This window comes from Yoonia sp., from assembly GCF_014859355.1.
Taxonomy (GTDB): Bacteria; Pseudomonadota; Alphaproteobacteria; order Rhodobacterales; family Rhodobacteraceae; genus Yoonia.
Genome location: NZ_JACUUJ010000007.1, coordinates 1 through 22,854, shown reverse-complemented (window position 1 = coordinate 22,854; position 22,854 = coordinate 1). Strand labels below are relative to the sequence as shown.

21 protein-coding genes are annotated in these 22,854 nt (G+C 59.7%); 10 read left to right on the top strand and 11 right to left on the bottom strand.

The features are described from left to right. Nucleotides 1–45 precede the first annotated feature (45 nt). Nucleotides 46–825, top strand: a complete 780-nt coding sequence (gene xth, locus IBX59_RS04310; RefSeq protein WP_296372774.1) for an exodeoxyribonuclease III — start codon at nt 46–48, stop codon at nt 823–825. A gap of 29 nt (nt 826–854) precedes the next feature. On the opposite strand, the gene IBX59_RS04305 is transcribed toward xth, so the two are convergent. Both IBX59_RS04305 and dksA read right to left on the bottom strand, forming a co-directional pair. After that, nucleotides 855–2,039, bottom strand: coding sequence for an FAD-dependent monooxygenase (locus IBX59_RS04305; RefSeq protein WP_296372772.1), 1,185 nt, complete (start codon nt 2,037–2,039; stop codon nt 855–857). Then, the gene (gene dksA, locus IBX59_RS04300) at nt 2,005–2,427 is read right to left on the bottom strand and encodes an RNA polymerase-binding protein DksA (RefSeq protein ID WP_296372770.1); all 423 of its coding nucleotides are present in this window, start codon (nt 2,425–2,427) and stop codon (nt 2,005–2,007) included. Before dksA ends, IBX59_RS04305 begins: the two co-directional genes overlap by 35 nt. 175 nt (nt 2,428–2,602) lie before the next feature. Here dksA and IBX59_RS04295 point away from each other — a divergent pair, with 175 nt between their 5' ends. From IBX59_RS04295 to IBX59_RS04275, 5 genes are all read left to right on the top strand, one after another. Beyond that, nucleotides 2,603–3,442, top strand: coding sequence for a MoxR family ATPase (locus tag IBX59_RS04295; protein ID WP_296372768.1), 840 nt, complete (start codon nt 2,603–2,605; stop codon nt 3,440–3,442). 219 nt (nt 3,443–3,661) lie between these two features. Continuing rightward, nucleotides 3,662–5,008: a DUF2927 domain-containing protein gene (locus IBX59_RS04290; protein WP_296372766.1), complete on the top strand. Its 1,347-nt coding sequence runs from the start codon at nt 3,662–3,664 to the stop codon at nt 5,006–5,008. A 12-nt stretch (nt 5,009–5,020) separates the two neighbouring features. Continuing rightward, entirely contained in the window at nt 5,021–5,191 is a 171-nt protein-coding gene (locus IBX59_RS04285) for a hypothetical protein (RefSeq protein ID WP_296372764.1), read from the top strand. A gap of 4 nt (nt 5,192–5,195) precedes the next feature. Then, the gene (locus IBX59_RS04280; protein ID WP_296372762.1) at nt 5,196–6,383 is read left to right on the top strand and encodes a VWA domain-containing protein; all 1,188 of its coding nucleotides are present in this window, start codon (nt 5,196–5,198) and stop codon (nt 6,381–6,383) included. Between the two features lie 70 nt (nt 6,384–6,453). Further along, nucleotides 6,454–7,140 (top strand): M48 family metallopeptidase, encoded by a 687-nt coding sequence (locus tag IBX59_RS04275; RefSeq protein WP_296372760.1) that lies wholly within the window; start codon nt 6,454–6,456, stop codon nt 7,138–7,140. Here the strand turns inward: IBX59_RS04275 and IBX59_RS04270 are convergent. From IBX59_RS04270 to IBX59_RS04260, 3 genes are read right to left on the bottom strand one after another with little or no spacing between them, the layout of a single operon-like run. Further along, nucleotides 7,137–7,697 carry an RSP_2648 family PIN domain-containing protein gene (locus tag IBX59_RS04270; RefSeq protein ID WP_296372758.1) on the bottom strand — a complete coding sequence of 187 codons (561 nt, stop codon included), beginning with the start codon at nt 7,695–7,697 and terminating at the stop codon, nt 7,137–7,139. The genes IBX59_RS04275 and IBX59_RS04270 overlap by 4 nt on opposite strands. Beyond that, complete coding sequence (locus IBX59_RS04265) at nt 7,694–8,902, bottom strand: RSP_2647 family RNA methyltransferase (RefSeq protein WP_296372756.1); 1,209 nt, start codon at nt 8,900–8,902, stop codon at nt 7,694–7,696. The genes IBX59_RS04270 and IBX59_RS04265 overlap by 4 nt, the downstream gene beginning before the upstream one ends. A gap of 51 nt (nt 8,903–8,953) precedes the next feature. Beyond that, a complete protein-coding gene (locus tag IBX59_RS04260; RefSeq protein WP_296372754.1) occupies nt 8,954–9,085 on the bottom strand; it encodes a hypothetical protein in 132 nt (43 codons plus the stop codon). 172 nt (nt 9,086–9,257) lie between these two features. Between IBX59_RS04260 and edd the strand changes: the two genes are divergently transcribed. Both edd and eda read left to right on the top strand, forming a co-directional pair. Then, nucleotides 9,258–11,063, top strand: a complete 1,806-nt coding sequence (gene edd, locus IBX59_RS04255) for a phosphogluconate dehydratase (RefSeq protein WP_296372752.1) — start codon at nt 9,258–9,260, stop codon at nt 11,061–11,063. 90 nt (nt 11,064–11,153) lie between these two features. Further along, nucleotides 11,154–11,795, top strand: a complete 642-nt coding sequence (gene eda, locus IBX59_RS04250) for a bifunctional 4-hydroxy-2-oxoglutarate aldolase/2-dehydro-3-deoxy-phosphogluconate aldolase (protein WP_296372750.1) — start codon at nt 11,154–11,156, stop codon at nt 11,793–11,795. On the opposite strand, the gene IBX59_RS04245 is transcribed toward eda, so the two are convergent. Both IBX59_RS04245 and IBX59_RS04240 read right to left on the bottom strand, forming a co-directional pair. Beyond that, entirely contained in the window at nt 11,785–12,057 is a 273-nt protein-coding gene (locus IBX59_RS04245) for a hypothetical protein (protein WP_296372748.1), read from the bottom strand. The genes eda and IBX59_RS04245 overlap by 11 nt on opposite strands. Beyond that, nucleotides 12,054–14,813, bottom strand: coding sequence for a glutamine-synthetase adenylyltransferase (locus tag IBX59_RS04240; protein WP_296372897.1), 2,760 nt, complete (start codon nt 14,811–14,813; stop codon nt 12,054–12,056). The genes IBX59_RS04245 and IBX59_RS04240 overlap by 4 nt, the downstream gene beginning before the upstream one ends. A 179-nt stretch (nt 14,814–14,992) precedes the next feature. On the opposite strand from IBX59_RS04240, the gene IBX59_RS04235 reads away from it, so the two are divergent. Further along, nucleotides 14,993–15,799: an arginyltransferase gene (locus tag IBX59_RS04235; protein ID WP_296372746.1), complete on the top strand. Its 807-nt coding sequence runs from the start codon at nt 14,993–14,995 to the stop codon at nt 15,797–15,799. Between the two features lie 57 nt (nt 15,800–15,856). On the opposite strand, the gene IBX59_RS04230 is transcribed toward IBX59_RS04235, so the two are convergent. The 4 genes from IBX59_RS04230 to IBX59_RS04215 all read right to left on the bottom strand — a co-directional run bounded on the left by IBX59_RS04230 (nt 15,857) and on the right by IBX59_RS04215 (nt 21,717). Continuing rightward, nucleotides 15,857–18,211: a TRAP transporter large permease subunit gene (locus IBX59_RS04230; protein ID WP_296372744.1), complete on the bottom strand. Its 2,355-nt coding sequence runs from the start codon at nt 18,209–18,211 to the stop codon at nt 15,857–15,859. Nucleotides 18,212–18,229: 18 nt separating this feature from the next. Continuing rightward, on the bottom strand, nt 18,230–19,177 hold the full coding sequence (locus IBX59_RS04225) for a TRAP transporter small permease subunit (RefSeq protein ID WP_296372742.1): 948 nt from the start codon (nt 19,175–19,177) through the stop codon (nt 18,230–18,232). Nucleotides 19,178–19,281: 104 nt separating this feature from the next. Further along, on the bottom strand, nt 19,282–20,364 hold the full coding sequence (locus tag IBX59_RS04220; RefSeq protein WP_296372739.1) for a TRAP transporter substrate-binding protein: 1,083 nt from the start codon (nt 20,362–20,364) through the stop codon (nt 19,282–19,284). Nucleotides 20,365–20,607: 243 nt separating this feature from the next. Then, the gene (locus IBX59_RS04215; RefSeq protein WP_296372737.1) at nt 20,608–21,717 is read right to left on the bottom strand and encodes a LysM peptidoglycan-binding domain-containing protein; all 1,110 of its coding nucleotides are present in this window, start codon (nt 21,715–21,717) and stop codon (nt 20,608–20,610) included. A 201-nt stretch (nt 21,718–21,918) separates the two neighbouring features. Here IBX59_RS04215 and yghU point away from each other — a divergent pair, with 201 nt between their 5' ends. Beyond that, entirely contained in the window at nt 21,919–22,794 is an 876-nt protein-coding gene (yghU, locus tag IBX59_RS04210; protein ID WP_296372735.1) for a glutathione-dependent disulfide-bond oxidoreductase, read from the top strand. Nucleotides 22,795–22,854: the final 60 nt, after the last annotated feature.

The window sequence follows — 22,854 nt, the reverse complement described above, 5'->3', positions numbered from 1 at the left end:
GCGCTGCCCCCTGCGGCAGAACAGGTGAAAACTGGGGGCGCTGTCATGAAAATTGCCACATTCAACATCAACGGCGTCAAGGCCCGGATCGGTGCGCTGACCGATTGGCTGGATGCCGCGCAACCCGATGTGGCGGTCTTGCAGGAAATCAAATCTGTCGATGAAAATTTCCCCCGCGACATGTTCGAAGACAAGGGATACAATGTCGCAACCCATGGTCAAAAGGGGTTCAACGGTGTCGCGATCCTGTCGAAATTCCCGCTAGAGGACATCACACGCGGCCTGCCCGGCGACGACACCGATGAACAGGCCCGCTGGATCGAGGCGACGGTCGTGGGCCAAAAGGCGGTGCGCATCTGCGGGCTGTATCTGCCCAATGGCAACCCTGCGCCGGGACCGAAATTTGATTATAAACTGGCGTGGATGGACCGGCTTCACACCCGCGCGCAAGACTTGCTGGCACAGGAAGAACCCGCGCTGATGGCCGGTGACTACAACGTCATCCCCTTGGCCGAGGACGCCGCCCGCCCCGATGCATGGCGCAAGGATGCGCTGTTCATGCCCGAAAGCCGGGCCGCTTTCCGCCGTATCGTCAACCTTGGCTTTACCGAAGCCTTTCGCGCCCGCACAGCCGGGCCGGGCCATTATTCGTTCTGGGATTACCAGGCAGGTTCGTGGGATAAAAACGATGGCATCCGCATCGACCACTTCCTGCTTAACCCGCAGTGCGCGGACCTGCTGAACGATTGCTGGATCGAAAAACAAGTGCGCGCGGGTGAAAAACCGTCAGATCACGTACCCGTCTGGGTTGATCTGGCCGCCTGACGTTTGCAGCGTGAAGATGGTGCGAAATATCAGACGGTGACGTCGTGATCGTAAAGCCAGCCCAGACGTTTCATGAAAGCCCCCGGCGCCACACGCCCCAATACGCGCAGGCCAGTGTGGGCCACATGCCGTTGCAGACCCGACAGGTGATAGTTGCGCGCATTGGCATTGGCCGCCGCAATCGCCCGTACCACGCGCGCGCGCCGCGCTGTTTGATAGGCGGCCAATGCCGCACCAACATCGGCATGTTGATTGCAGGATTTCGCCAGAACATAAGCGTCCTCGATCGCCAGATTGGCCCCCTGCGCCAGAAAAGGCAGCGTCGGATGGGCGGCATCGCCAAGGATCGCGACAGACCCCTGCCACCAGTTTTCCGCAACCGGATGGCGGAACAGCCCCCAAAGGTTCGTTTTTTCAACCGCGCCCAGCAACCCCTTGATTTCCCAACTTGCATCGGCAAAAGCCGCGCGCAGGTTTCCGGGGTCGTCGGTGTGGTGCCAGCCTTCCTTGGCCCATTGGTTGCGCGCCTGCACAGCCACGATATTCATCATGCCGTCCGGCAAGGGATAGGTCACCATGTGGCGGTCGGGCAGCATCCAGATGCGGGCCACGGGGTCTGCACCGGGTTGCTTGATGATGGCGCGCCATGCGACCTGCCCTGTAAAAAACGGCTCTGTTGCGCGGGTGATCTGGCCGCGCACAACCGATTTTACACCGTCAGCCCCGATGGTCAGATCGGGGCGCACGGGGCCGTCAGCCGCCTGAAACGATCCATCAGGGTGCAGTTCGCGGATCTGCGCATCCAGCCGGATCGTAACGCCAGCATCCGCACAGGCCGCCGCCAACACATCAATCAGCGCGGCCCGATGGATGAAACGATAAGGTGGTATCTGGTGCGATAGATCAAAGCGCGCCACAGGCCGCCCTGTCAATCCGTCCATCGGCACGACTGCCTGTGCCGTCAGACTGGCGGCATCCAGCGCCGCGGCCAGCCCCAGATCATGCAATGCGCGGGCGCCGTTCGGTGTAATCTGAAGACCGGCACCGACAGCCATCAGCGCGGGTGCCTGTTCGTAAACCCTGACAGTGGCCCCTTGCCGCGCAAAAGCCAAGGCAGCCATCAGCCCGCCGATACCACCCCCGACAATGCCGACTGAGCGGCCGGCGTTATGACCTGTTTCAAGCCTCGCGGTGGACCTTTTCGCGGCGTTCATGGCGTTCTTGTGCCTCCAGGCTCATGGTAGCGATGGGGCGGGCGTCCAGTCGCTTGAGCGAAATCGGCTCGCCGGTGATTTCGCAATAACCGTATTCACCCTCGTCGATGCGGCGCAAGGCTGCGTCAATCTTGCTGACAAGCTTGCGCTGACGATCACGTGTGCGCAGCTCGATTGATCGGTCGGTTTCTTCGGATGCACGATCGGCGATATCTGGAATGTTGCGCGTCTGGTCTTTCATACCGGCCACGGTGTCACGGCTGTCTTCCAGAATTTCTGCTTTCCAGGTCAAAAGCTTGCGGCGGAAATATTCGGTCTGACGCTCGTTCATGAAAGGTTCGTCATCGGCTGGGCGATAATCTTGCGGCAAGAACACTTCTGCTTTCATCTGCGTACCTTTTTATACCAGGTCGTCCGGCTCAACACGATGGTTGTTTGCCTTTATTTTGCGTGCGGTTTACTCGGTTGTTGAAACGCTGTCACCCCCTCAAATGACGCAATCGCCACAGTTGATGATCCTGCGTGGCCTGCTAGTTTGATGCGAAAGAGAAAGGCCGCAAGACATGCAATTCACCGGCACCGACAGCTATATCGCTACAGACGATCTGACAATGGCCGTGAACGCCGCCGTGACGCTGGAACGCCCGCTGCTGGTCAAGGGCGAACCCGGCACCGGCAAAACAGAACTGGCCCGCCAGATCAGCGCGGCGCTGGGGCTGCCGATGATCGAATGGCACATCAAATCCACCACCAAGGCGCAACAGGGGCTTTATGAATACGATGCCGTCAGCCGGTTGCGCGACAGCCAGCTGGGCGATGCCCGTGTCAATGACGTGGCCAATTACATCAAGCGCGGCAAGCTGTGGCAGGCCTTTGCCGCCGATGGCAAAGTGGTTTTGCTGATTGATGAAATCGACAAGGCCGATATCGAATTTCCCAACGATTTGCTGCAAGAACTCGACCGAATGGAATTTCATGTCTATGAAACCGGCGAAACGGTCAGGGCGATCCACCGGCCCATCGTGATCATCACGTCAAACAATGAAAAGGAACTGCCCGATGCGTTTTTGCGGCGCTGTTTTTTTCACTACATCCGCTTTCCTGACATCGACACGATGCGCAAAATCGTCGGGGTGCATCACCCCGGCATCAAGGATGCGCTGCTGACCACGGCGCTGACGCAGTTCTATGACATCCGCGATACGGCAGGACTAAAGAAAAAACCCTCAACCTCCGAGGTGCTGGACTGGCTGAAACTGCTGCTGGCCGAAGATCTGACGCCAGAAGATCTGAAACGCGACGGGGCCAATGCGCTGCCAAAACTGCACGGTGCGCTTTTGAAAAACGAACAGGATGTGCATCTGTTCGAACGGCTGGCCTTTATGGCGCGGTCGGGGCGGTAGCGTATGCACGTGACCAGATGACACAGCATCACCGCACAAGGCAAATTGACTGGCCAGATGTGCAAAGCGCGGTATTCTTCCGCATTAGCAGAAAACAGGCGGCACCATGACCCCAACGACAACAACCAGCCCCTTGCGCGTTGCACATGAACAGGCATGGCACGGGCGGCATGACCGGCGGGCCGCGATGCGCAATGCCTCCGCATCCCAGCGCTCCGCATGATCCGCGCTGCTGTTGTTGCCCTTGCGCTGCTTTCGGGCTGTGCGCCCCTGCCCGAGGCCCCCGCGCCAATCCGGCTGGACATGCCCGCGATGCGCAGCTTTACAGCCGCCAGCCCCGGACCGCCGCTGCGGCCCAATTCCGAAATTGCGTATGATTTTCTTGATTTGGCGTTTCAATTGGAAAGCGGGCGCACACTGCCCATTCTGACCCGCTTCGAACAGCCGGTCACCGTGCGGGTCGCTGGCGAAGTGTCGCAGGTGATGATGAACGATCTGACCGCCCTGCTGGGCCGTTTGCGCAAAGAGGCGCGGATCGATATCCGTCTGACGGACAGTGCCACCGCCAACATCGTGATCGAGGCATTGCCCAAACGCGCCCTGCAACGTGTGGCCCCGAACGCCGCCTGCTTTGTCGTGCCCCGTGTCCAGACCTGGGAAGACATGCGCCGCAACCGCAACGGCCCGGCGCTGGACTGGGCCACCCTGCAACGGCGTGAAAGGGCCGCAGTCTTTGTGCCATCTGACGCCGCACCGCAGGAAATGCGCGATTGCCTGCACGAAGAACTGGCGCAAGCGCTGGGGCCGCTGAACGACATGTATCGCCTGCCCGATTCCGTTTTTAATGATGACAACCTGCATGCGGTCCTGACGGGTTTTGATATGCTGATCCTGCGTGCCTATTACGCACCCGAATTATCCAATGGCATGACGCGCGATCAGGTCGCGCGCCGCTTACCCGGTATTCTTGCCCGGTTGAACCCGGCAGGCGAACGCGCCGGTGGGCAAATTCCGTCTGATACACCGCGCGCATGGATCACGGCGATGGAAACTGCCCTGACCAATCGCGCCCCCGCCCAACAGCGCCAGCAAGCCGCCGCGCGCGCCATTGCAATTGGGCAAACCTTGGGTTGGACAGGGGCGCGCGAAGGTTTTGCCAGCTATGCCTTTGGGCGGTTGCAACTGAACAACGACCCAACGCTGGCGCTTGGGGCGTTCAACAGTGCCGCGCGCGCCTATGGGCAAAACCCCGTGACCGAAATCCAGGGTGCGCATGTCGCGCTGCAACTGGCCGCTTTTGCGCTGATTGCGGGCGATGCCGACACGACGCTGGCGATCACACGCCAAGCGATCCCCGTTGCGCGCCGCCACGAAAATGCAGCAATTCTGTCGCTGTTGATGATGTTTCAGGCCGAGGCGCTGGATCTGCAAGGCCAGACTGACGCAGCCATGGCGCTGCGGCTGGACAGTCTGGGGTGGGCGCGTTACGGGTTCGGCACCCGCGAAGAGGTGATAAACAGGTTGAATGAAATCGCCGCTTTGACACCGCGACAACCGCCAAGCTAGGACGTAAAACACATGATCTACCCGCTTTCCGGATTGATAATCGGCGCGATACTGGGGGCCGTGCGCGCCAAATTGCGTGACGGTAAAGTCACCGACATGCTGCAATGGGGGGCGGCTTTTGCCATTCTCTTTGGTGTGCTGGGCCTTTTCATCTTGATCTTTATCGAACGCAGTTACGTCTAGGCACATGTTCCTGCCGTTTTTCGACAATCTGCGCAAATCCGGGGTGCCGGTCAGTCTGCGCGAATTTCTGTCGTTTCTGGAAGGTATAAAGGTAGGCCTGGCCACCTATGACGTGGAGGCGTTCTATTTTCTGGCCCGCACCATCATGGTCAAGGATGAACGCCATCTGGACCGGTTCGACCGCGCCTTTGCCGCCACGTTTCAGGGGCTGGAAACAATCCCCGATCAGGCTGTGCTGGATGCCGTGGATATCCCCGCCGACTGGCTGGAAAAGCTGGCGGAAAAGCACCTGAGCGCCGCCGAAAAGGCCGAAATAGACGCCCTTGGCGGTTTTGACAAACTGATGGAAACCCTGAAACAACGGCTGGCCGAACAGAAAGGTCGCCATCAGGGCGGCAACAAATGGATCGGCACGGCGGGCACATCACCCTTTGGCGCTTATGGCTACAACCCCGAAGGCGTGCGCATCGGTCAGGATAAATCCCGCCAGCAGCGCGCGGTCAAGGTCTGGGACAAGCGCGAATTCCGCAATCTGGACGACAGCATCGAACTGGGCACCCGCAATATCAAGGTAGCGCTGAAACGCCTGCGCAAATGGGCGCGTGATGGTGCGGCCGAAGAACTGGACCTGAACGGCACGATCCGCGCGACCGCCGAACACGGATATCTTGACGTGCAAACAAGGCCCGAACGGCGCAACGCGGTCAAGGTGCTGCTGTTTGTGGATGTGGGCGGGTCGATGGACAGCCATGTGAAAGTGGTGGAGGAACTGTTCAGCGCCGCAAAATCCGAATTCAAGCATTTCGCGCATTTCTATTTCCACAATTGCCTTTACGAAGGCGTGTGGAAAGATAACCGCCGCCGCTGGAACGCCCAGACCCCGACGCAAGAGGTGCTGCGCACCTACGGGCCTGGTTACAAATGCATTTTTGTTGGTGACGCCAGCATGTCACCCTATGAAATCGCCTTTGCAGGCGGGGCGAACGAACATTGGAACGCAGAGCCCGGGCAGGTCTGGCTGGAACGCGCCCGCGACCAATGGCCCGCGCATCTGTGGATAAACCCGCTGGACGAACGCCATTGGCGCTATACCCAATCGGTCGGCATGATCCGCGATATTTTCGGTGCCGACCGCATGGTCCCGATGACGCTGGACGGGATCAGCCGGGGCATCCGCGCCATTGCTCGCTGACGCAGGATGCGGCAGTTTGCGCAGGGGTTTTCCCCTTGTGAACCGCCGTCGCTGCCCCATATTCTAGGGTATGATAAAGTTTACCCCGATCATTCTGGCACTGCTTTACGGATTGGCGATGTATCGTTTTTCGGTCTGGCGCACATCGCGCGAACTGGATGCGAAATCGACTGAACTGGCCGATCCGATCCTGAAGGTGCTGACCGACCAGATGGCGCGCGCGCTGGATATCGACCGGATCAAGGTGCATATCTATGAAATCGATCCGATCAACGGGCTGGCCGCCCCCGACGGGCGCATTTTCATCACGCGCGGTTTTTTCAACAAATACCGCCAAGGCGTTGTCAGCGCCGAGGAAATGGCCAGCGTGATCGCCCATGAATTGGGCCATGTCGCCTTGGGTCATTCGCGCCGCCGGATGATTGATTTTTCCGGCCAGAATGCCGTGCGCACGGCCCTTGCGATGGTGTTGAACAGGTTTCTGCCGGGCATTGGCCCGCTGATCGCGTCGGGGTTGATGACGCTGCTTGCAGCAGGATTGTCACGCAAGGACGAATTCGAGGCAGACGCATATGCATCTGCCCTGCTGGTCAAGGCGGGCATCGGCACGGCGGGGCAGAAATCGCTGTTTCACAAGCTGGAAAAGCTGACGGGCGGCGCCGGGCGCGGCACACCCGCATGGATGCTAAGCCACCCCAAAACACCACAACGCATCGCCGCAATCGAAGCGAATGAGGCGAAATGGCAGGCGGGTTAAGCGCCTTCGCTTTGGGCGGCCTCTAACGCCTTACCCAGTCGCGGCAACCGCGCCTTTTTCATCAATGCGCGCATGGTCCAGTTGTCACCCGACAGCCGCCGCGCCTCGGCCAGAACCGCATCGGCCACCGCACGCACACGGTCGGGCGATTGCGCATGAAGATCGCGCAGAAATGCATCGGGGTCACGCCGTTCCACCCCTTCGTCGGCCAGAATATTGCGGGGAAAATCCTTGGCGTTCAGCGTCAGGATCATATCACAAGACCCCGCCACCGCCGCCGCCAGCACGTGAACATCCGCAGGGTCCGGCAGCCAGAACCGTTTTTCAATGCCCGCATCATAGCGCACCAATGCGTCGGGAAACCGCGCGGTCAGGGCGGCGATTTCACCACGCGCGAAAACCTCTTGTTCGGCGCCCAGCTTGATCGTGGCGCGCGCCCATTCTTCCAGAATACGCGCGCTCCAACGCGGCTCGAACAGCCCCTGCGCGGCAACGCCCAACACCACCTCGCGCATCACCGTCGGATACAGCACGCAGGCGTCGATCATCACCCTCATAGGCGAAAGAACACAGCCTTCAGATAGCCGCTTTCGGCCAGATGCGGCATCAGCGGGTGATCCGGCCCGGCAAATCCGGTGTGGATGATCTGCCCACGCCGCCCGGCCCGGCCAATGCCCCGCGCGCTTGCGTTGCGGAATTTGGTCAGGTCTGCCGCGTGCGAACACGAACACAGGCCCAGGTATCCGCCATCCGCCACCAGCGGCGCCGCCAGCCGCGCAACCCGTTCATAAGCGCGCAAACCGGCCTCTAACGCATTGCGCGAGGGCGCGAATGCGGGCGGGTCGCAGATGATGACATCGAATTGCGCGCTTTCCTCTGCCAGGGCTGTCAGCACGTCGAATGCATCACCCTTGCGGGTTTCAAACCTGTCGGCAACGCCCATCGCATCCGCCCCCTGCCCGGCCAGTTCCAACGCAGGCGCCGACCCGTCAACCGCCAGCACCGATTTCGCCCCACCGGCCAATGCAGCAAGACCAAAGCCACCCACATGCGAAAACATATCCAGTACGCGCGCGCCCCGCGACAGGCTGGCGGCAAAGGCGTGGTTGGGGCGCTGGTCAAAGAACAACCCGGTTTTCTGCCCGCCCATGACATCGGCCATGTAGGTGGCCCCGTTCATCGGCACAGCAATCGGGCCAGCAGGGGCGCTGCCGATCATCACATCGGTGCGTTCCTCCAACCCTTCCAGCGTGCGCGCACGGCCCGTGCCGTTCATCACCACCGTGGCCACGCCGGTCACATCAACCAGGGCGGCGACCAGCGGTTCAAGCAGCAGATCAGCCCATGCCGCATTGGGCTGGATCACGGCCACATCACCGAAACGGTCGACGATCACACCGGGCAACCCGTCAGCCTCGGCATGGATCAACCGGTAGAACGGCGCGTCGTAAAGCCGCGCGCGATGGGCCAGTGCGCGTTGAAATTTCGCGACAAACCACGCCTGATCAATCACCGCATCGGGGTTCTGGTCCAACATGCGACAAATGATCTTGGATGCCGGGTTGACCGCGACCACGCCCATGGGTTGGCGGCCGGCATCCTCTAGCAGGGCCAGCGTGCCAGCGGTCAGGTTACGGGTGCGCCTGTCAGTGACAAGTTCATTGGCATAAACCCAAGGAAAACCGTGGCGGATGGCGCGTGCCTCGGCCTTGGGGATCAGGCGGACGGTGGGCAGCAGCGGGGGGGGGGCAATATCTGTCATGCCTGCCCTCTATCCTGTCTGCAACGCTGTGAAAAGACTGCCGTGCGCGGCTTACGCAAGTTCATTGCGCAGCACGGTCGTCAGAAAATCAGTCGCGCGCACTTTTTCTGTCTGCCCCGCGTTTTCAAGCGCGACAGCCTGCGCCCCGCCAAAAACAAAAACCCCATGACCCACAGTGCGCATTTGCGCATCATCTATCCTCTTCGGTTTGAACACGCCATCTTTTCAAATTTATTATTTAAACCCATAGCTTTAACAACATCCGACGGCTTCACTCTTGACGCGACAGGATGGACACTTGTTAGCGCTAACAAATCGTGTTATGCGCAAACCGATCAAGCAAAGGAGATGCGTCATGTCGCTTCACCCCACAATCGCAGCAGTCACTGACCGGATCAGGGCCCGTTCCGAAGGGCCGCGCCGCACCTATATGGAAACGATGGCCCGCGCCGCCGCCGAAGGTCCGCGCCGCGCGCATCTGACCTGCGGCAATCAGGCCCACGCCTATGCCGCCATGGATCAGGACAAAGACGCGCTGGCGACAGGGCCCAGCCCCAACCTTGGCATCATCACCGCCTATAACGATATGCTGTCCGCGCATCAGCCGTTCGAACATTTCCCCGATCTGATCCGCGCCGCCGCGCGCGGGGCCGGTGGCACCGCACAGGTGGCAGGCGGTGTGCCCGCCATGTGCGACGGTGTCACCCAAGGGCAGACCGGTATGGAACTGTCGCTGTTTTCGCGCGACGTGATCGCATTGGCCGCCGCTGTGGGGCTGTCGCACAACACCTATGATGCCGCCGCCTATCTGGGTGTGTGCGACAAGATCGTGCCGGGGCTGGTGATCGCCGCGGCGACATTCGGCTATATCCCCGGCGTGTTCATGCCCGCTGGTCCGATGACATCCGGCCTGCCCAACGATGAAAAAGCCCGCGTGCGCCAGCAATTCGCCAATGGCGAGGTCGGGCGCGATGCGCTGATGGCCGCCGAAATGGCCAGCTATCATGGGCCGGGCACCTGCACGTTCTACGGCACCGCCAACAGCAACCAGATGCTGATGGAATTCATGGGGCTGCACATGCCGGGGGCGTCCTTCGTCAACCCCGGCACACCGCTGCGCGACGCGCTGACCACGGCGGCCACCGAACGCGCGCTGGCGATCACGGCACTGGGCAATGCATATACGCCCGTTTGCGACATTCTTGACGAAAAGGCATTTGTGAACGGTATCGTCGGCCTGATGGCGACCGGCGGATCGACCAATCTGGTGATCCACCTGCCCGCAATGGCACGCGCCGCCGGGATCATCCTTGATCTGCAAGATTTCAGCGACCTGTCCAATGTGACCCCGCTGCTGGCCAAGGTTTACCCCAACGGGCTGGCCGATGTGAACCATTTCCACGCGGCTGGCGGGCTTGGCTTCATGATCGGGGAATTGCTGCACGCGGGCCTGCTGCACCCCGACACAAAAACCATCGCCGGTGACGGGCTGGAACTTTACACGCAAGAGCCCAAACTGACCGACGGGCGCGTCATCTACGGCCCCGGTGCCGGGGCCTCGCTGAATGAAAAGATCCTGCGCCCGGCCAGCAACCCGTTCCATGCCCATGGCGGGTTGACACAGCTAGCGGGCAATCTGGGGCGCGGCGTGATCAAAACATCCGCCGTCGCCGAAGAACGCCATATCATCGAAGCGCCAGCGCGGATTTTCCACACCCAGGAAGCGGTGAAAGAAGCATTCAAAGCCGGTGAGTTCACCCAGGATGCCGTCATCGTGGTACGCTTTCAGGGGCCAAAATCCAACGGCATGCCTGAATTGCACAACCTGACACCAACCCTTGCCGTGCTACAGGACCGGGGATTGAAAGTGGCACTTGTCACCGATGGGCGCATGTCGGGCGCATCCGGCAAGGTGCCCTCGGCGATCCACCTTAGCCCCGAAGCCGCCGACGACGGCCCGATCGCGCGGCTGCGCGATGGTGACATCATCCGGCTGGATGCCACAAAAGGCACAATCGAGGTCAAGGGCGTCGACCTGTCCACCCGCACCGCCGCCACCGCCGATCTGTCCGGCAACGGCAGCGGCGTCGGACGGGAATTGTTCGCCGCGTTCCGGGCGAATGTCGGCCTTGCCGCTGACGGGGCTGGCGTGGTCGTCTAAACTTCATCTTGGCCAAAAAACTCCCGCCGGAGGCAGCGGCTTTTTTGCAAAAAAAGCTGCTCTCCGTCCCTGACAAAAAGGACCACCCCAATGACCCCGCAAGAGTCATCCGCCGCCGCCGCAAAAGTCTGCAATCTGGCCCCCGTGATCCCGGTTCTGGTGATCGACGACGCCACCCATGCCGCCAACCTTGCCCGCGCGCTTGTCGCAGGCGGGTTGCCCGCACTGGAAGTCACCTTGCGCACCCCCGCCGCGCTGGACGCGATCCGCGAAATGGCCGCCGTGCCAGGCGGCGTTGTGGGCGCGGGCACCCTGCTGACAGCCAAAGACGTTGAAAACGCCAAGGCGGCCGGTGCGACCTTTGGTGTCTCGCCCGGCGCGACCGACCGCCTGCTTGACGCCTGCGAGGCGAACGACCTGCCCCTGCTGCCCGGCATTTCCACCGCGACCGAGGCGATGCGTCTGCTGGAACGCGGCTATTGGGTGATGAAATTCTTCCCCGCCGAGGCGAACGGCGGCCCGCCCGCGCTCAAGGCGATTGGCGCGCCACTACCGCAGATCAAATTCTGTCCCACCGGCGGAGTCAGCCTGAAAAACGCGCCCGATTACCTGTCACTTTCCAACACGCTTTGCGTTGGCGGATCATGGGTCGCGCCTGCAGACAAGGTGTTGGCAGGCGATTGGGCCGCGATCACCGCATTGGCCGCCGAGGCCGCCGCCCTTAGTCGCTGAACCGTCCGGCCCGCCCGCCTCTGCGGCGCGCGGGTCCGGCATCGCCAAGTCCCGCGCGCAAGGTTTGCGTCATCGGGTGGTCTTCGGCCCCTTGCGCGTAACGCGCCAGCAGCGCCCGGATCACCGGGTGCGCCTGCTCAGGGTCAGGCAGGCCCATCGCCCAATCCAGAAAAATCGACCGGCATTCACCTGCGGTAATGCCATCAATGCGATAGGCCTCGCGGATCAGCCCTTTGGGGTCGTTTGGGTCGCGGGCGTTCATCGCGCACCCAACTTGCGGCTGATGACTTGATCTGCCGCCGCCGCCAACCGGCCCATGGCCGTCAAAACATCATCCATCGCCTCAAACCCTGTTTCACGCAGCAAGAACCGCCGCCCGCCTTCGCCAAAGGCATCCGGGTCCACCGCCCCCCCTGTCAACAGCCGCGCCGCGGCCTGTAGGCGCCAGAAAAGCCCCGCCGCATCCGACAATGCAAGCGCGTCAGCGGCATCCAGCCAACCATCGGCGACACCCGCCGCCAACTGCCCGGCCACATCGCGGGCCGCTGTCCCTGCACCCAGCGCAGCCGCCTGCGCACATAATTCGATATCCTGCAACCGCCCCGGGCCGATCTTGGCATCCCACGCGCCTTGCGGGGCTTTTGCGTCGGCGATTCTTGCGCGCATCTCGGCCAGATCGGCGAGCACATCTGCCCCCTTCCCTTTCTGCCCCAATAGCGTTTGGCGAAAAGCCTCAAAGCGATCCGCCAGCGGGTCAGGCCCCGCGACGACACGGGCCCGGGTCATGGCCAGATGTTCCCACGTCCAGGCCTGCGTCATCTGATAGTCCTGAAAGGCGGACAAGGATGTCGCCACTGGCCCTTGCCGACCGGACGGACGCAAGCGCATGTCAACCTCGTAAAGCCGCCCTTCAGCCATTGGCGCGCTCAGTGCCGTGACCAAGGCCTGTGTCAGGCGCACATAATAAGCCCGCGTAGCCAAAGGCCGTCGCCCGTCTGATGTTTCGACCCCATCGGCATCGTAAATCACGATCAGGTCCAGATCGGAAGCCGCGTTCAACCGCGCAGCCCCCAGCGAGCCCATGCCGACGACAATCGCGCCCTTGCCAGGCATCTGCCCATGTTTGCGGGCGAATTCTGCGGCAATGACCGGCCACAGCCCCGCAACAACGGCCTGCGCCAGATCGGCGTATTGCGTGCCGCTGGTCTCGGCGTCGATCAGGCCGCGCAAATGATGCACCCCGATGCGAAAATGCCATTCCTTAGCCCATCGACGCGCCGCCATCAGTTGCGCTTCGTAGTCACCGACGGCGACCAGCACTGCGCCAAGTTGCACGGCCAGATCAGCCGCCCCCGGCCAATCTGCAAAAAACGCCCCGCCGATCACCGCGTCGAACACGCCCGCATTGCGCGATAAATATTGCGCCAGCGCCGGCGCTGTGGCGGCGATATCAACGATCAACTGCGTCAGTTGCGGGTTCGCCTCGAACAGGGAAAACAGCTGCACCCCTGCCGGCAGCCCCGCCAGAAAGCGGTCAAACTGGGCCAGCGCCTCGTCGGGTTTGGCGGCCTCTTGCAAACGGGCGATGATTTCGGGGGCCAGCCGCTTGAAAATTTCACTTCCACGGGTTGACCGCAGTGCCGGATAGGTCGGCCAGCGCGATGTCACATCAGCCCCCCAGTCTGTGCCGACAGGGGCTGCCGGTTCGGGGGCAAAGAAGCCTTCGATCAAGTCATTGACCTGTTCCAGCCGGTCGGTCAGATCACGGCGCAAGCTGGCGGTATCCGTGCCCATAAAGGCCGCAAGCCTGTCAAAACCGGCCATGTCGGCGGGCAATTCATGGGTTTGCGCGTCGTTGATCATTTGCAGGCGGTGTTCGACCGTGCGGTGAAAGCGGTAGTGATCATAAAGCGTATCGGCCGTGTGCTGCGGCACCCAATCAGCTTTGGCCAGCCGCGCCAGCCCGTCGCAGGTGGTGCGCACCCGCAGGCTGGGGTCGCGCCCGCCTGCGATCAACTGGCGGGTCTGGGTGAAAAATTCGATCTCGCGGATGCCGCCGCGCCCCAGTTTCATGTTGTGCCCTTCCAGCACCAGCGGCCCATGCAACCCGCGATGGTTGCGGATTTTCAACCGCATGTCATGGGCGTCCTGAATGGCGGCAAAATCCAGATGCTTGCGCCAGACGAATGGGCGCAGCGTGTCCAGAAACCGCTGGCCTGCCACGATATCGCCCGCGCAGGGCCGTGCCTTGATATAGGCGGCCCGTTCCCATGTGCGCCCGACGCTTTCGTAGTACCGTTCTGCCGCTTCCATCGACAGACAGACCGGCGTGACCGATGCATCGGGGCGCAGCCGCAGATCGGTGCGAAAGACATAGCCACCGTCCTTCACCTCGGACAGGATCGCGGTCATCCGCCGTGTGACGCGAATAAACGCGGCACGCACATCGTGGTAATCATCTGGGTCGAAGCGGGTTTCATCAAACAGGCAAATCAGGTCTATATCAGAGGAATAGTTCAGTTCGCCCGCGCCCATCTTGCCCATGGCAAGCGCGACCATCCCACCGGCACGCGCCGGATCATCCCCACCGGGCAGTTTTCCGCGCGCGACCTCGGCGGCGACCAGCCTGGTCAGGCAGGCTTGCACTGCGGCATCCGCAAGATCGGTCAGCACCTGTGTCACCTGTTCCAGCGACCAGACACCGCCAAGGTCACAAACTGCAGCAATTAGTGCAATCCGCCGTTTTGCACGGCGTAATTCTGTGGTCAATTGATCCAGGTCGATGTGCGCCACATCTGCCAAAAGCTGCGCCACCGCCTTCTCTGGATCATCCAGCGCAGATCGCAGCCAGGGTGCCTCTTGCGCGATCAGCCCGGCCAGATACGGGCTGCATCCTGCTGTGCCCCGAATCAGCGCCGCGACATCGGGCGGCAAATCCGGCAGATGCTGCAAGGCATCATCACCGCGCGCAGGATCAAAGGGTTTGGGGCAACGGTTCAGACGCGACACAATATTCATGTCGCTACAGTGATGCGGGACATGGGGCGGGTCAATCGCAACTGTTGCGCCTGTGCGACCCAAAAGTTGCATAAACATCATGTGCGCAGACCTGCCGGACATTAACGACGTGACACCGCAGGGGCTTGGCGCATGCGATTTGGGTTGTTAAGCTTTGCGAAACCATCAGGATCGCACCCATGCGTCACACGCTGCCGATTGCCCCGCAGTTCTATGTTACCGCCCCCCAACCCTGCCCCTATCTTGCGGGACGGATGGAAAGGAAGCTGTTTACCGCATTGCAGGGCGATTTAGCGACGAAGCTGAACGACAGTCTATCAAAACAGGGGTTTCGGCGGTCGCAGAACGTGCTTTACCGTCCGTCATGTGCAGATTGTGCAGCCTGCATGTCAGCCCGAATCAATGTCGCTGAGTTTGTGGCAACACGCAGCCAGAAACGTGTGACCAAACGGGCCTGCCATCTTAAACGCCGCGCAACATCGCCTTGGGCAACCGAGGAACAATATGCGCTGTTCCGCAAATATCTGGAATCCCGCCATGCAACCGGCGGCATGGCCGATATGGACATGTTTGAATTTGCCGCCATGGTCGAAGAAACGCCGATCCGGTCGCGGTTGATCGAATATAACGACGCCGATCAACTTAAAGCGGTGTGCCTGACGGATATTCTGGATGACGGATTGTCGATGGTTTATTCTTTTTTTGACCCCGACGCAGAAAAACTGTCGCTGGGCACCTACCTGATCCTTGATCATATCCAGATCGCGCAGGATTTGGGTTTGCCTTACGTCTACCTGGGCTATTGGGTGCCGGGCAGCCCCAAGATGGGCTACAAGGCGAATTATGCGGCGCTGGACGTTTATCGCGACAGCAGGTGGCAAAGGGTGAATGATCCTGCCGATTTTGTTGACGACCTGCATCCTTTATCCACCGACCCGATTGCCGAACAGGTCGCACGGATCACCCTGCCCGACGGGCGCAACTGATCACCTGACAACGCTAAAAAGCCAGCACATCGCTGGCCGCGTGTTGCGCCTGCGCGTTTATTTCAAAAGGTTTGGCACGATCGTCACGACGCTGGGCACCAGCCAAAGCAGCAGCAAGGCACCGACCTGAATGGCAATGAACGGCAAGACCCCGCGATAGATTTGGCCGGTGGTGATCACCTTTGGCGCAACCCCCCGCAGATAGAACAGCGCAAAGCCGAACGGCGGCGTCAGGAAAGATGTTTGCAGGTTGACGGCAATCATGATCGTCACCCATTTAGGGTCGAATGTGCCACCATAGATCACCGGACCGACAATCGGGATCACGATGTAAATAATCTCAAGAAAATCAAGCACAAAGCCCAGAATGAACAGCACCAGCATCACCAATAGGAACACGGTCAGTTCGTTATCGAATGACCGCAGGAACTGTTGGATATAATGTTCGCCACCGAAGGAAATCAGCACAAGGTTCAGCAATTGCGACCCGATCAGGATGGCAAATACCATCGCCGTCACCTTGGCGGTTTCGCGCACCACCGGCGTCAGCACACCGCCCAACAGCAGCACCCCGCAAGACCACAAAAAGCCGAACATCGCAAAAAGGAAACACGCAAAGGCCACTAAATAGGCGATACGATTTTCCAGCAGCACCACTTCGCGGCCCATGCGCATGTCAAAATTGACGCCGATAAGCAGCATCAGCACGATCGCAAAGGCAGTCAGGATCACCATGCGCCCCGACCGGCCCTGGTCCTGCAACTTGCGGTAGGCCGCCAGCAGGATGGCCCCGCCCGCGCCCAAGGCTGCGGCTGGTGTCGGGTTGGTAATGCCGCCAAGGATCGAACCAAGCACTGCGATAATCAGAACCAAAGGCGGGAAAACAACTCGCAAAATCTCGTTCCGGGCCAGATGCGCAGTGGCAGGGCGCAGCCCGACAAATCCGATCACAAGCGGCATGGCGATCAAAAGCGTTGTCATGCCGGGTGTGGTCAGCGGCCCGATCAGCAGGATATCAACCACCAGCAACAGCACCGTGCCGGCCGCACCAATCAACAATGGCAGCGGATTGGCAAAAGGCGCGACACCCCGCGCAATCGCCAATGTCAGCCCCATCAGCAACGCTGTGATGGCAATACCTGTGCCAATTGGCGGGGCGTCAGCGACACGTCCAAGGACCAGTGCCGCACGTTCTTCGGCTGACAGCGCGCGGGCCTGTGTGACGCCGCCTGCCGCATCAATGGCCTGCTGCTCGGCGACCGCCTGATCCCATTTCGCCTGCCCGTGCAGGTCAATCATGGATTGCTGACATTCTGCAGGGACATTCGTGCGCAGCGATGAAGTCTGGCCCGCGTCGGTAAAGCTGTCCACGATAACGGACTGATTACCGACGATCCCTACCTGCCCCAGTCCGATGACAAGCGCAATCATCCCGACCGGCACCCCAAGAAACCACGTCAGGCCGTGACCCGCAGGGGACGCATGGCGCGCGTCATCGCCGCCCAACTGGACGGCGGGTGCCTTGCTGGGGTTCCACAGCGCAAAGCCAAAGGCATAGGCCGCATAAAGCACCGCCAGCATGACCCCGGGCAACAGCGCCGCCTGAAACAATGTGCCAACAGACACCACAGCCGGTTCGCCCAGATAGGTCAGCGCATCCGAACACCCCGCCATGCGCGCACGTTCCTCTTGACCAGAGGAATACAGATCACCGGCCAATGTGCCCAGCAGCACGATCACAATTGACGGCGGAATGATCTGGCCCAACGTCCCCGATGCCGCGATCACCCCGGTTGACAGTTCGGGCGAATAGCCGTTTTTCAACATGGTCGGTAGGGCCAAAAGCCCCATCGTCACCACCGTCGCCCCGACGATCCCGGTCGATGCCGCCAGAAACGCACCCACAATCACGATCGACACCGCCAGACCGCCCGGCAGCGGGCCAAACACCTTGGCCATCGTGGTCAGCAAATCATCGGCAATGCGCGAGCGTTCCAACACGATGCCCATCATGACAAACATCAGCACCGCCAGCAGCGTTTCGATCGACGCCCCCGCCAGCACGCGTTCGTTCATCCGGTTGACCACAAAGCTGAGGTTGCGGTCCAGCGCGACTTCCCAGCCTTGGGGAAACAGGGCGACATCGGCGCGGGGCAATTCGGGGTATCGGAAAATCGAGACGGCATCGGGCCGCACGCCTTGGCCTATCAGCGCACGGTAAGCATCCGCGTTGGTATCAACGGCCATGTGGATCAGGTAGCCCGCGCTGTCCAGCGCCGCGATGATGGCAAAGGAAATCACCGCCGACCCGCTGATCGCAAAAGCAACCGGAAAGCCCGACAGGATTGCCCCAAACAAAGTCAAAAACACAATGATCAGGCCGACTTCGACGCCATCAAGTCCGAAAAGCATTACAATACCGCCCTGATTTTAGTGGATTTCTGCGATCTTCTCGGCGACAGGATCGCCAAGACGGTCTTTATCAAGATATTTTCCTTCGCTTTCGGGGCCTTCCTTGAATTCAAGATAAGACCTGTAAAAGAAAGCGACCGCCTGCAAAAGCACCAGCGCGGTAAAGGTGACAAGCAAAAGTTTGAATAGGAAATAAGCGTTGAAACCATTGGGCGAAAACCCGATCGTTTCGATGTTCCAGCGTAAGGCGCGCGCCTTTGACAACAACCGTTCCAGTGTGTCCGAGGCAGAGGGGTTCGGCACCACCAGATGCCGCCACAAGAAAAACCACCCGTAAAGCCAAGTCAGAATCGCCGCTGGCACCATGAACAAAAGCGACCCGATCATGTCGATCGCCCGCTTTGTCCGATAGCTGACGGCGGAATACACCAGATCAACCCGCACATGCCCACCCTGCACAAAGGTATAAGTCACGCAAAGCGTCACGATCATGGCGTTATAAAGCTTTAGTTCTTCAGACCACCAACTGACGTCTTTGGTAAAGGCCACGCCAAAGCCCAAGCTGATTTCAGATACAACAAAGACCCGCTGCATGAAAATGATGATGATCTGCTGAAACACCATCAGCAAACCGGCCCAAGCAAAAAAGCGCCCGATGCCGTTTGCAATCCCTTCCAGCAGGCGCACGCAGCCCCACATAAAGCGGTTGTTGATAAAGCCGATCACGCTGACAATCAGGAAAATCGCAAAGACGACGAAAAACAATTCGACCGATGCGCCGTAATAGATAAAGCGCATCAACGATTCCTTGACCGCCACATCGGTCATCGGTTCATTGATGAAAGGCACCCACGCCAGCCATTGACCGGGATGCAGGATGACATATCCAAGGTTGTAAAACGCCTCGATCAGATGGGCAAAAAACCATCCCGCGATATGACCGCCCCAAGCTTCAACCAAACCCATGATGCCCCCCCCCGCAAACGGCGCACGTCCCATATGTTTTTAATCGATCATGCAACAAGGGGGCGCGCGCACGCGCCCCCCGTCACATCAAGCGATGATCGGCGTTAGCTCATCACCCGGTCGCGCTGCGTGCGGTAAACACCTTCAGACAACTGGATCCAGCCAGACGAAGACCGTATGGATGCATCATGTGACGCGCGAATACGGTCATACAATTCATCACCGGCGTATTGGTCCAGCGTCGCCTTTGCAGCAGCGCCCATTGCATCCCAAACCGCGTCGTTGAATTCCAGAACCTTCACGCCACCGGCCTGAAGACGCTGCAATGCCGCAGCATTATTGTTCATGAACTGCGCAAGGTTCCACTGGCTTGCTTCGCCTGCGGCAATTTCGATAATCTTCTGATGGGTTGGCGACAGGCTTTCCCAAACGTCAAGGTTGGTGGCCAACGACAGGCCCGCACCCGGTTCATGCATCCCGGCGGTGTAATAGAACTTGGTGATTTCCTGGAAACCGGCCTTTTCGTCAGCCCACGGGCCAATCCATTCCGTCCCGTCAATCGCGCCAGATGCCAAGGCCTGATACACTTCTGCGCCAGGAAGGTTCTGCACCGATGCGCCCATCTTGCCAAGCGCTTCGCCACCCAATCCGGGCATACGGAATTTCAACCCCTGGAAATCTTCCGGGCCATTGATTTCCTTTGAAAACCAGCCGCCAGACTGCGCCCCGGTGTTCCCGGCAAGGAACGACTTCAGGCCAAATATCTGGCCCAGCTCATCGTGGAACGCCTGACCTTCGCCATGATAATACCAGTTGTTCAGTTCTTGTGCTGTCATCCCGAAAGGAACAGATGTGAAGAAAGCAAACCCCGGATGCTGACCCACGAAATAATAGTCAGGCCCATGATACATATCAGCCTGCCCGGAAGTCACCGCATCGAATACTTCGAATGCGCCTACCAATTCACCAGCGGCTTTCAGGTCGATTGTCAGCGCGCCATCGGTCATCGCGGTAATTGTATCGGCAGCGCGCTGTGCGGCATCATGCACACCAGCCAAACCGCGCCCCCAGGTCGTGACAAGTGTCAGCGTCCGGTTGCCTTGGGCATATGCGGGGGCCGCCAGCGCCGTTGCGGCCGCCATGCTGCCACCAAGTGCCGATTTTTTAATAAAAGAACGACGATCCATTTGATTCCTCCCGGTAAAAACAGTGGGCAACTAGAAAACCGTAGCACACTGCCAGATCATCGCGTTTCGAAAGCACACTCAATGCTGGATTTCAATGCAGAATTATCAATACGCACCGGAGTGCGTCATTTTTCCGCACCGACTGCGGTAAATTTTCCCCCTTGTGTGCATTAACGCAAGTGACGCGAAACCCGTTGAAAGGTGCCGCGTCAAAAGTTTTTACAGCTGTCGGTTCCTGCGCCGTCAGTTTGATATGGTTGCCTGAATGCCGCTGCGCACGATTTCAAACCATTCACCCGACAGCCGCAATTCTTCCAGACCCGCGTTAAGAATAGCAAGCGTTTCCGCGCCATTGGGGTTGGTTTTGGGTACAAAGACATGCAGCGTTTCACTTGTGGCAAGTGGCTCAATCGTCGCCACATCCCCCGCCATGCCCATCGCGGTGTAATCATCTTGGGCCGGCAAGGCATCGTAAGTCACGACATCAACCTCGCCCGCGCGCAGCAAGTCCCAGCAGGCCTCTTCTGACCGCGCAAAAGTCAGCGGTGTTGTCGGCGGCACCAGATTGACAGCTTCCAGATCAAACGAAAACCAGCCGTTCGGGCGGCACAAACGCGCGCCGATCAGGTCACTGTGCTGCTGCGCTGTGGCATAGGGGCTGCCCAGCAGCGTATAATACCCGACAAGGGCATCGTAAAACGGATCAGAGGCATCAAATTCCGTGCAGCGGATCGCATTCGATTCTGACAGGTTTTCGACGCGCGCACAATCTGGCAGGAACCAGGGAAACCCTGCATCAAAAGCGCCAACGGGCAAAAGTTCTGTCAGATGCGCGCTCCAGTCGTTGACGAAAATCACGCGAAAATCCTGATCGGGGTTGCCCAGTGCCATCGCCCGTTTCACCATATTGGTGAAAAATCCGCCTTCGGGCATGTCTTCTTCGGTAAAGGGGGCATAGCCGCTGGCCGTCAGAAACCGCACCGGGCGATCAACAGCAACCTGCGGCACCGGTTGTGCAGGGGTCGCAATGCGCAACGCCGCGGTTTCAGGCAATGACCCGTCAGCACAGGGAATTTGCAGAACATCACCTATTTCCAGCAGGTTAGGGTTACGCATCACATTGCGGTTGGCATCAAACAAACGCTGAAACCCGCCGGACACACCCGCTTTTTGCGCGATTTTGCTCAAGCTATCGCCACGCACGGCGGTGTAGCTGGAACAAAGCGTTTGCGCCGCTGCCGGGCCTGCCGAAAACGCGCTGACCCCTGCCACAGCAGCGACCACCGCCACAAACCCCAGCGCGCCCGATGTTATCCCGGCGATAAGGCGATGGGTGATTTTCGTCTTTGTCATAGCGGCTCCATACAATCATTCAGTTTCTTCTTTGGATACTATCACATAAAAAGGGGCGAAATGTTGACGAAATAACCACATTTAAAAGGAAACGCCCTGATGGACAGGTCAGAGTGCGGTCTTTACCTCGTGGCGGCTTGCAGCGATCGGTCGCGCAACCTAGATCCATAGCAACCGCAAATGACGTGAACGGAAAATAACATGGCTGACACCCCCACCTTTGCCCCACCAACGGTCTGGAAATGGGACGCTGAAAGCGGTGGACAATTTGCGCATATTAACCGCCCCATCGCTGGCCCGACACATGAAAAACCCTTGCCAGTCGGGCAACATCCGCTTCAACTTTATTCGCTGGCCACACCTAATGGCGTCAAGGTCACCGTCATGCTGGAAGAATTGCTTGCCGCAGGGCACACAGGCGCGGAATATGACGCATGGCTGATCCGTATTCAGGACGGTGACCAGTTTGGCAGCGGTTTCGTGGACATCAACCCCAATTCCAAGATCCCCGCGATGGTCGATCATTCCGGCACAACCCCGGTCCGCGTTTTTGAAAGCGGCGCAATCCTGCTGTATCTGGCGGAAAAATTCGGCGCCTTCATCCCGACCGACGCCGCCGGGCGCACGGAATGTCTGAACTGGTTGTTCTGGTTGCAAGGCAGCGCGCCCTATCTGGGCGGTGGTTTCGGGCATTTCTATGCCTATGCCCCGTCCAAGATGGAATACCCCATCAACCGTTTCACGATGGAAGCCAAGCGCCAGCTCGATGTGCTGGATCGTAATCTGGCAGAGCGGCGTTTTCTGGCGGGCGACACGTATACCATCGCCGATATGGCCACCGCGCCATGGTATGGCGCGCTGGTCAAGGGCATGGTTTACGATGCGGCGGAATTTCTTGATGCGGCCAGTTACAAACACGTGAACCGCTGGACCGATGAGGTTTTCGCCCGTCCCGCCTTTCAACGTGGCCGCATGGTCAACCGGACCTATGGCGATCCGGCGACACAACTGCACGAACGCCACGATGCCCGCGATTTTGAAACCCAAACGCAAGACAAGATCGGCGCAAAAGACTAGATCACTGCAACAAAGTTTCGTTTAGCGCGCTCTTTGCGACATTTTATCCATATGTGGCGG

What these genes read in the sequence shown, in the direction of transcription:
- IBX59_RS04220 (WP_296372739.1), bottom strand. Translation starts at nt 20,364, where the DNA reads ATGGATCGTCGTTCTTTTATTAAAAAATCGGCACTTGGTGGCAGCATG.
- IBX59_RS04280 (WP_296372762.1), top strand. Translation starts at nt 5,196, where the DNA reads ATGTTCCTGCCGTTTTTCGACAATCTGCGCAAATCCGGGGTGCCGGTC.
- xth (WP_296372774.1), top strand. Translation starts at nt 46, where the DNA reads ATGAAAATTGCCACATTCAACATCAACGGCGTCAAGGCCCGGATCGGT.
- IBX59_RS04270 (WP_296372758.1), bottom strand. Translation starts at nt 7,697, where the DNA reads ATGAGGGTGATGATCGACGCCTGCGTGCTGTATCCGACGGTGATGCGC.
- eda (WP_296372750.1), top strand. Translation starts at nt 11,154, where the DNA reads ATGACCCCGCAAGAGTCATCCGCCGCCGCCGCAAAAGTCTGCAATCTG.
- IBX59_RS04290 (WP_296372766.1), top strand. Translation starts at nt 3,662, where the DNA reads ATGATCCGCGCTGCTGTTGTTGCCCTTGCGCTGCTTTCGGGCTGTGCG.
- yghU (WP_296372735.1), top strand. Translation starts at nt 21,919, where the DNA reads ATGGCTGACACCCCCACCTTTGCCCCACCAACGGTCTGGAAATGGGAC.
- IBX59_RS04275 (WP_296372760.1), top strand. Translation starts at nt 6,454, where the DNA reads ATGATAAAGTTTACCCCGATCATTCTGGCACTGCTTTACGGATTGGCG.
- edd (WP_296372752.1), top strand. Translation starts at nt 9,258, where the DNA reads ATGTCGCTTCACCCCACAATCGCAGCAGTCACTGACCGGATCAGGGCC.
- IBX59_RS04295 (WP_296372768.1), top strand. Translation starts at nt 2,603, where the DNA reads ATGCAATTCACCGGCACCGACAGCTATATCGCTACAGACGATCTGACA.
- IBX59_RS04235 (WP_296372746.1), top strand. Translation starts at nt 14,993, where the DNA reads ATGCGTCACACGCTGCCGATTGCCCCGCAGTTCTATGTTACCGCCCCC.
- IBX59_RS04240 (WP_296372897.1), bottom strand. Translation starts at nt 14,813, where the DNA reads ATGAATATTGTGTCGCGTCTGAACCGTTGCCCCAAACCCTTTGATCCT.
- IBX59_RS04215 (WP_296372737.1), bottom strand. Translation starts at nt 21,717, where the DNA reads ATGACAAAGACGAAAATCACCCATCGCCTTATCGCCGGGATAACATCG.
- IBX59_RS04230 (WP_296372744.1), bottom strand. Translation starts at nt 18,211, where the DNA reads ATGCTTTTCGGACTTGATGGCGTCGAAGTCGGCCTGATCATTGTGTTT.
- IBX59_RS04260 (WP_296372754.1), bottom strand. Translation starts at nt 9,085, where the DNA reads ATGCGCACTGTGGGTCATGGGGTTTTTGTTTTTGGCGGGGCGCAGGCT.
- IBX59_RS04305 (WP_296372772.1), bottom strand. Translation starts at nt 2,039, where the DNA reads ATGAACGCCGCGAAAAGGTCCACCGCGAGGCTTGAAACAGGTCATAAC.
- IBX59_RS04265 (WP_296372756.1), bottom strand. Translation starts at nt 8,902, where the DNA reads ATGACAGATATTGCCCCCCCCCCGCTGCTGCCCACCGTCCGCCTGATC.
- IBX59_RS04225 (WP_296372742.1), bottom strand. Translation starts at nt 19,177, where the DNA reads ATGGGTTTGGTTGAAGCTTGGGGCGGTCATATCGCGGGATGGTTTTTT.
- IBX59_RS04245 (WP_296372748.1), bottom strand. Translation starts at nt 12,057, where the DNA reads ATGAACGCCCGCGACCCAAACGACCCCAAAGGGCTGATCCGCGAGGCC.
- IBX59_RS04285 (WP_296372764.1), top strand. Translation starts at nt 5,021, where the DNA reads ATGATCTACCCGCTTTCCGGATTGATAATCGGCGCGATACTGGGGGCC.
- dksA (WP_296372770.1), bottom strand. Translation starts at nt 2,427, where the DNA reads ATGAAAGCAGAAGTGTTCTTGCCGCAAGATTATCGCCCAGCCGATGAC.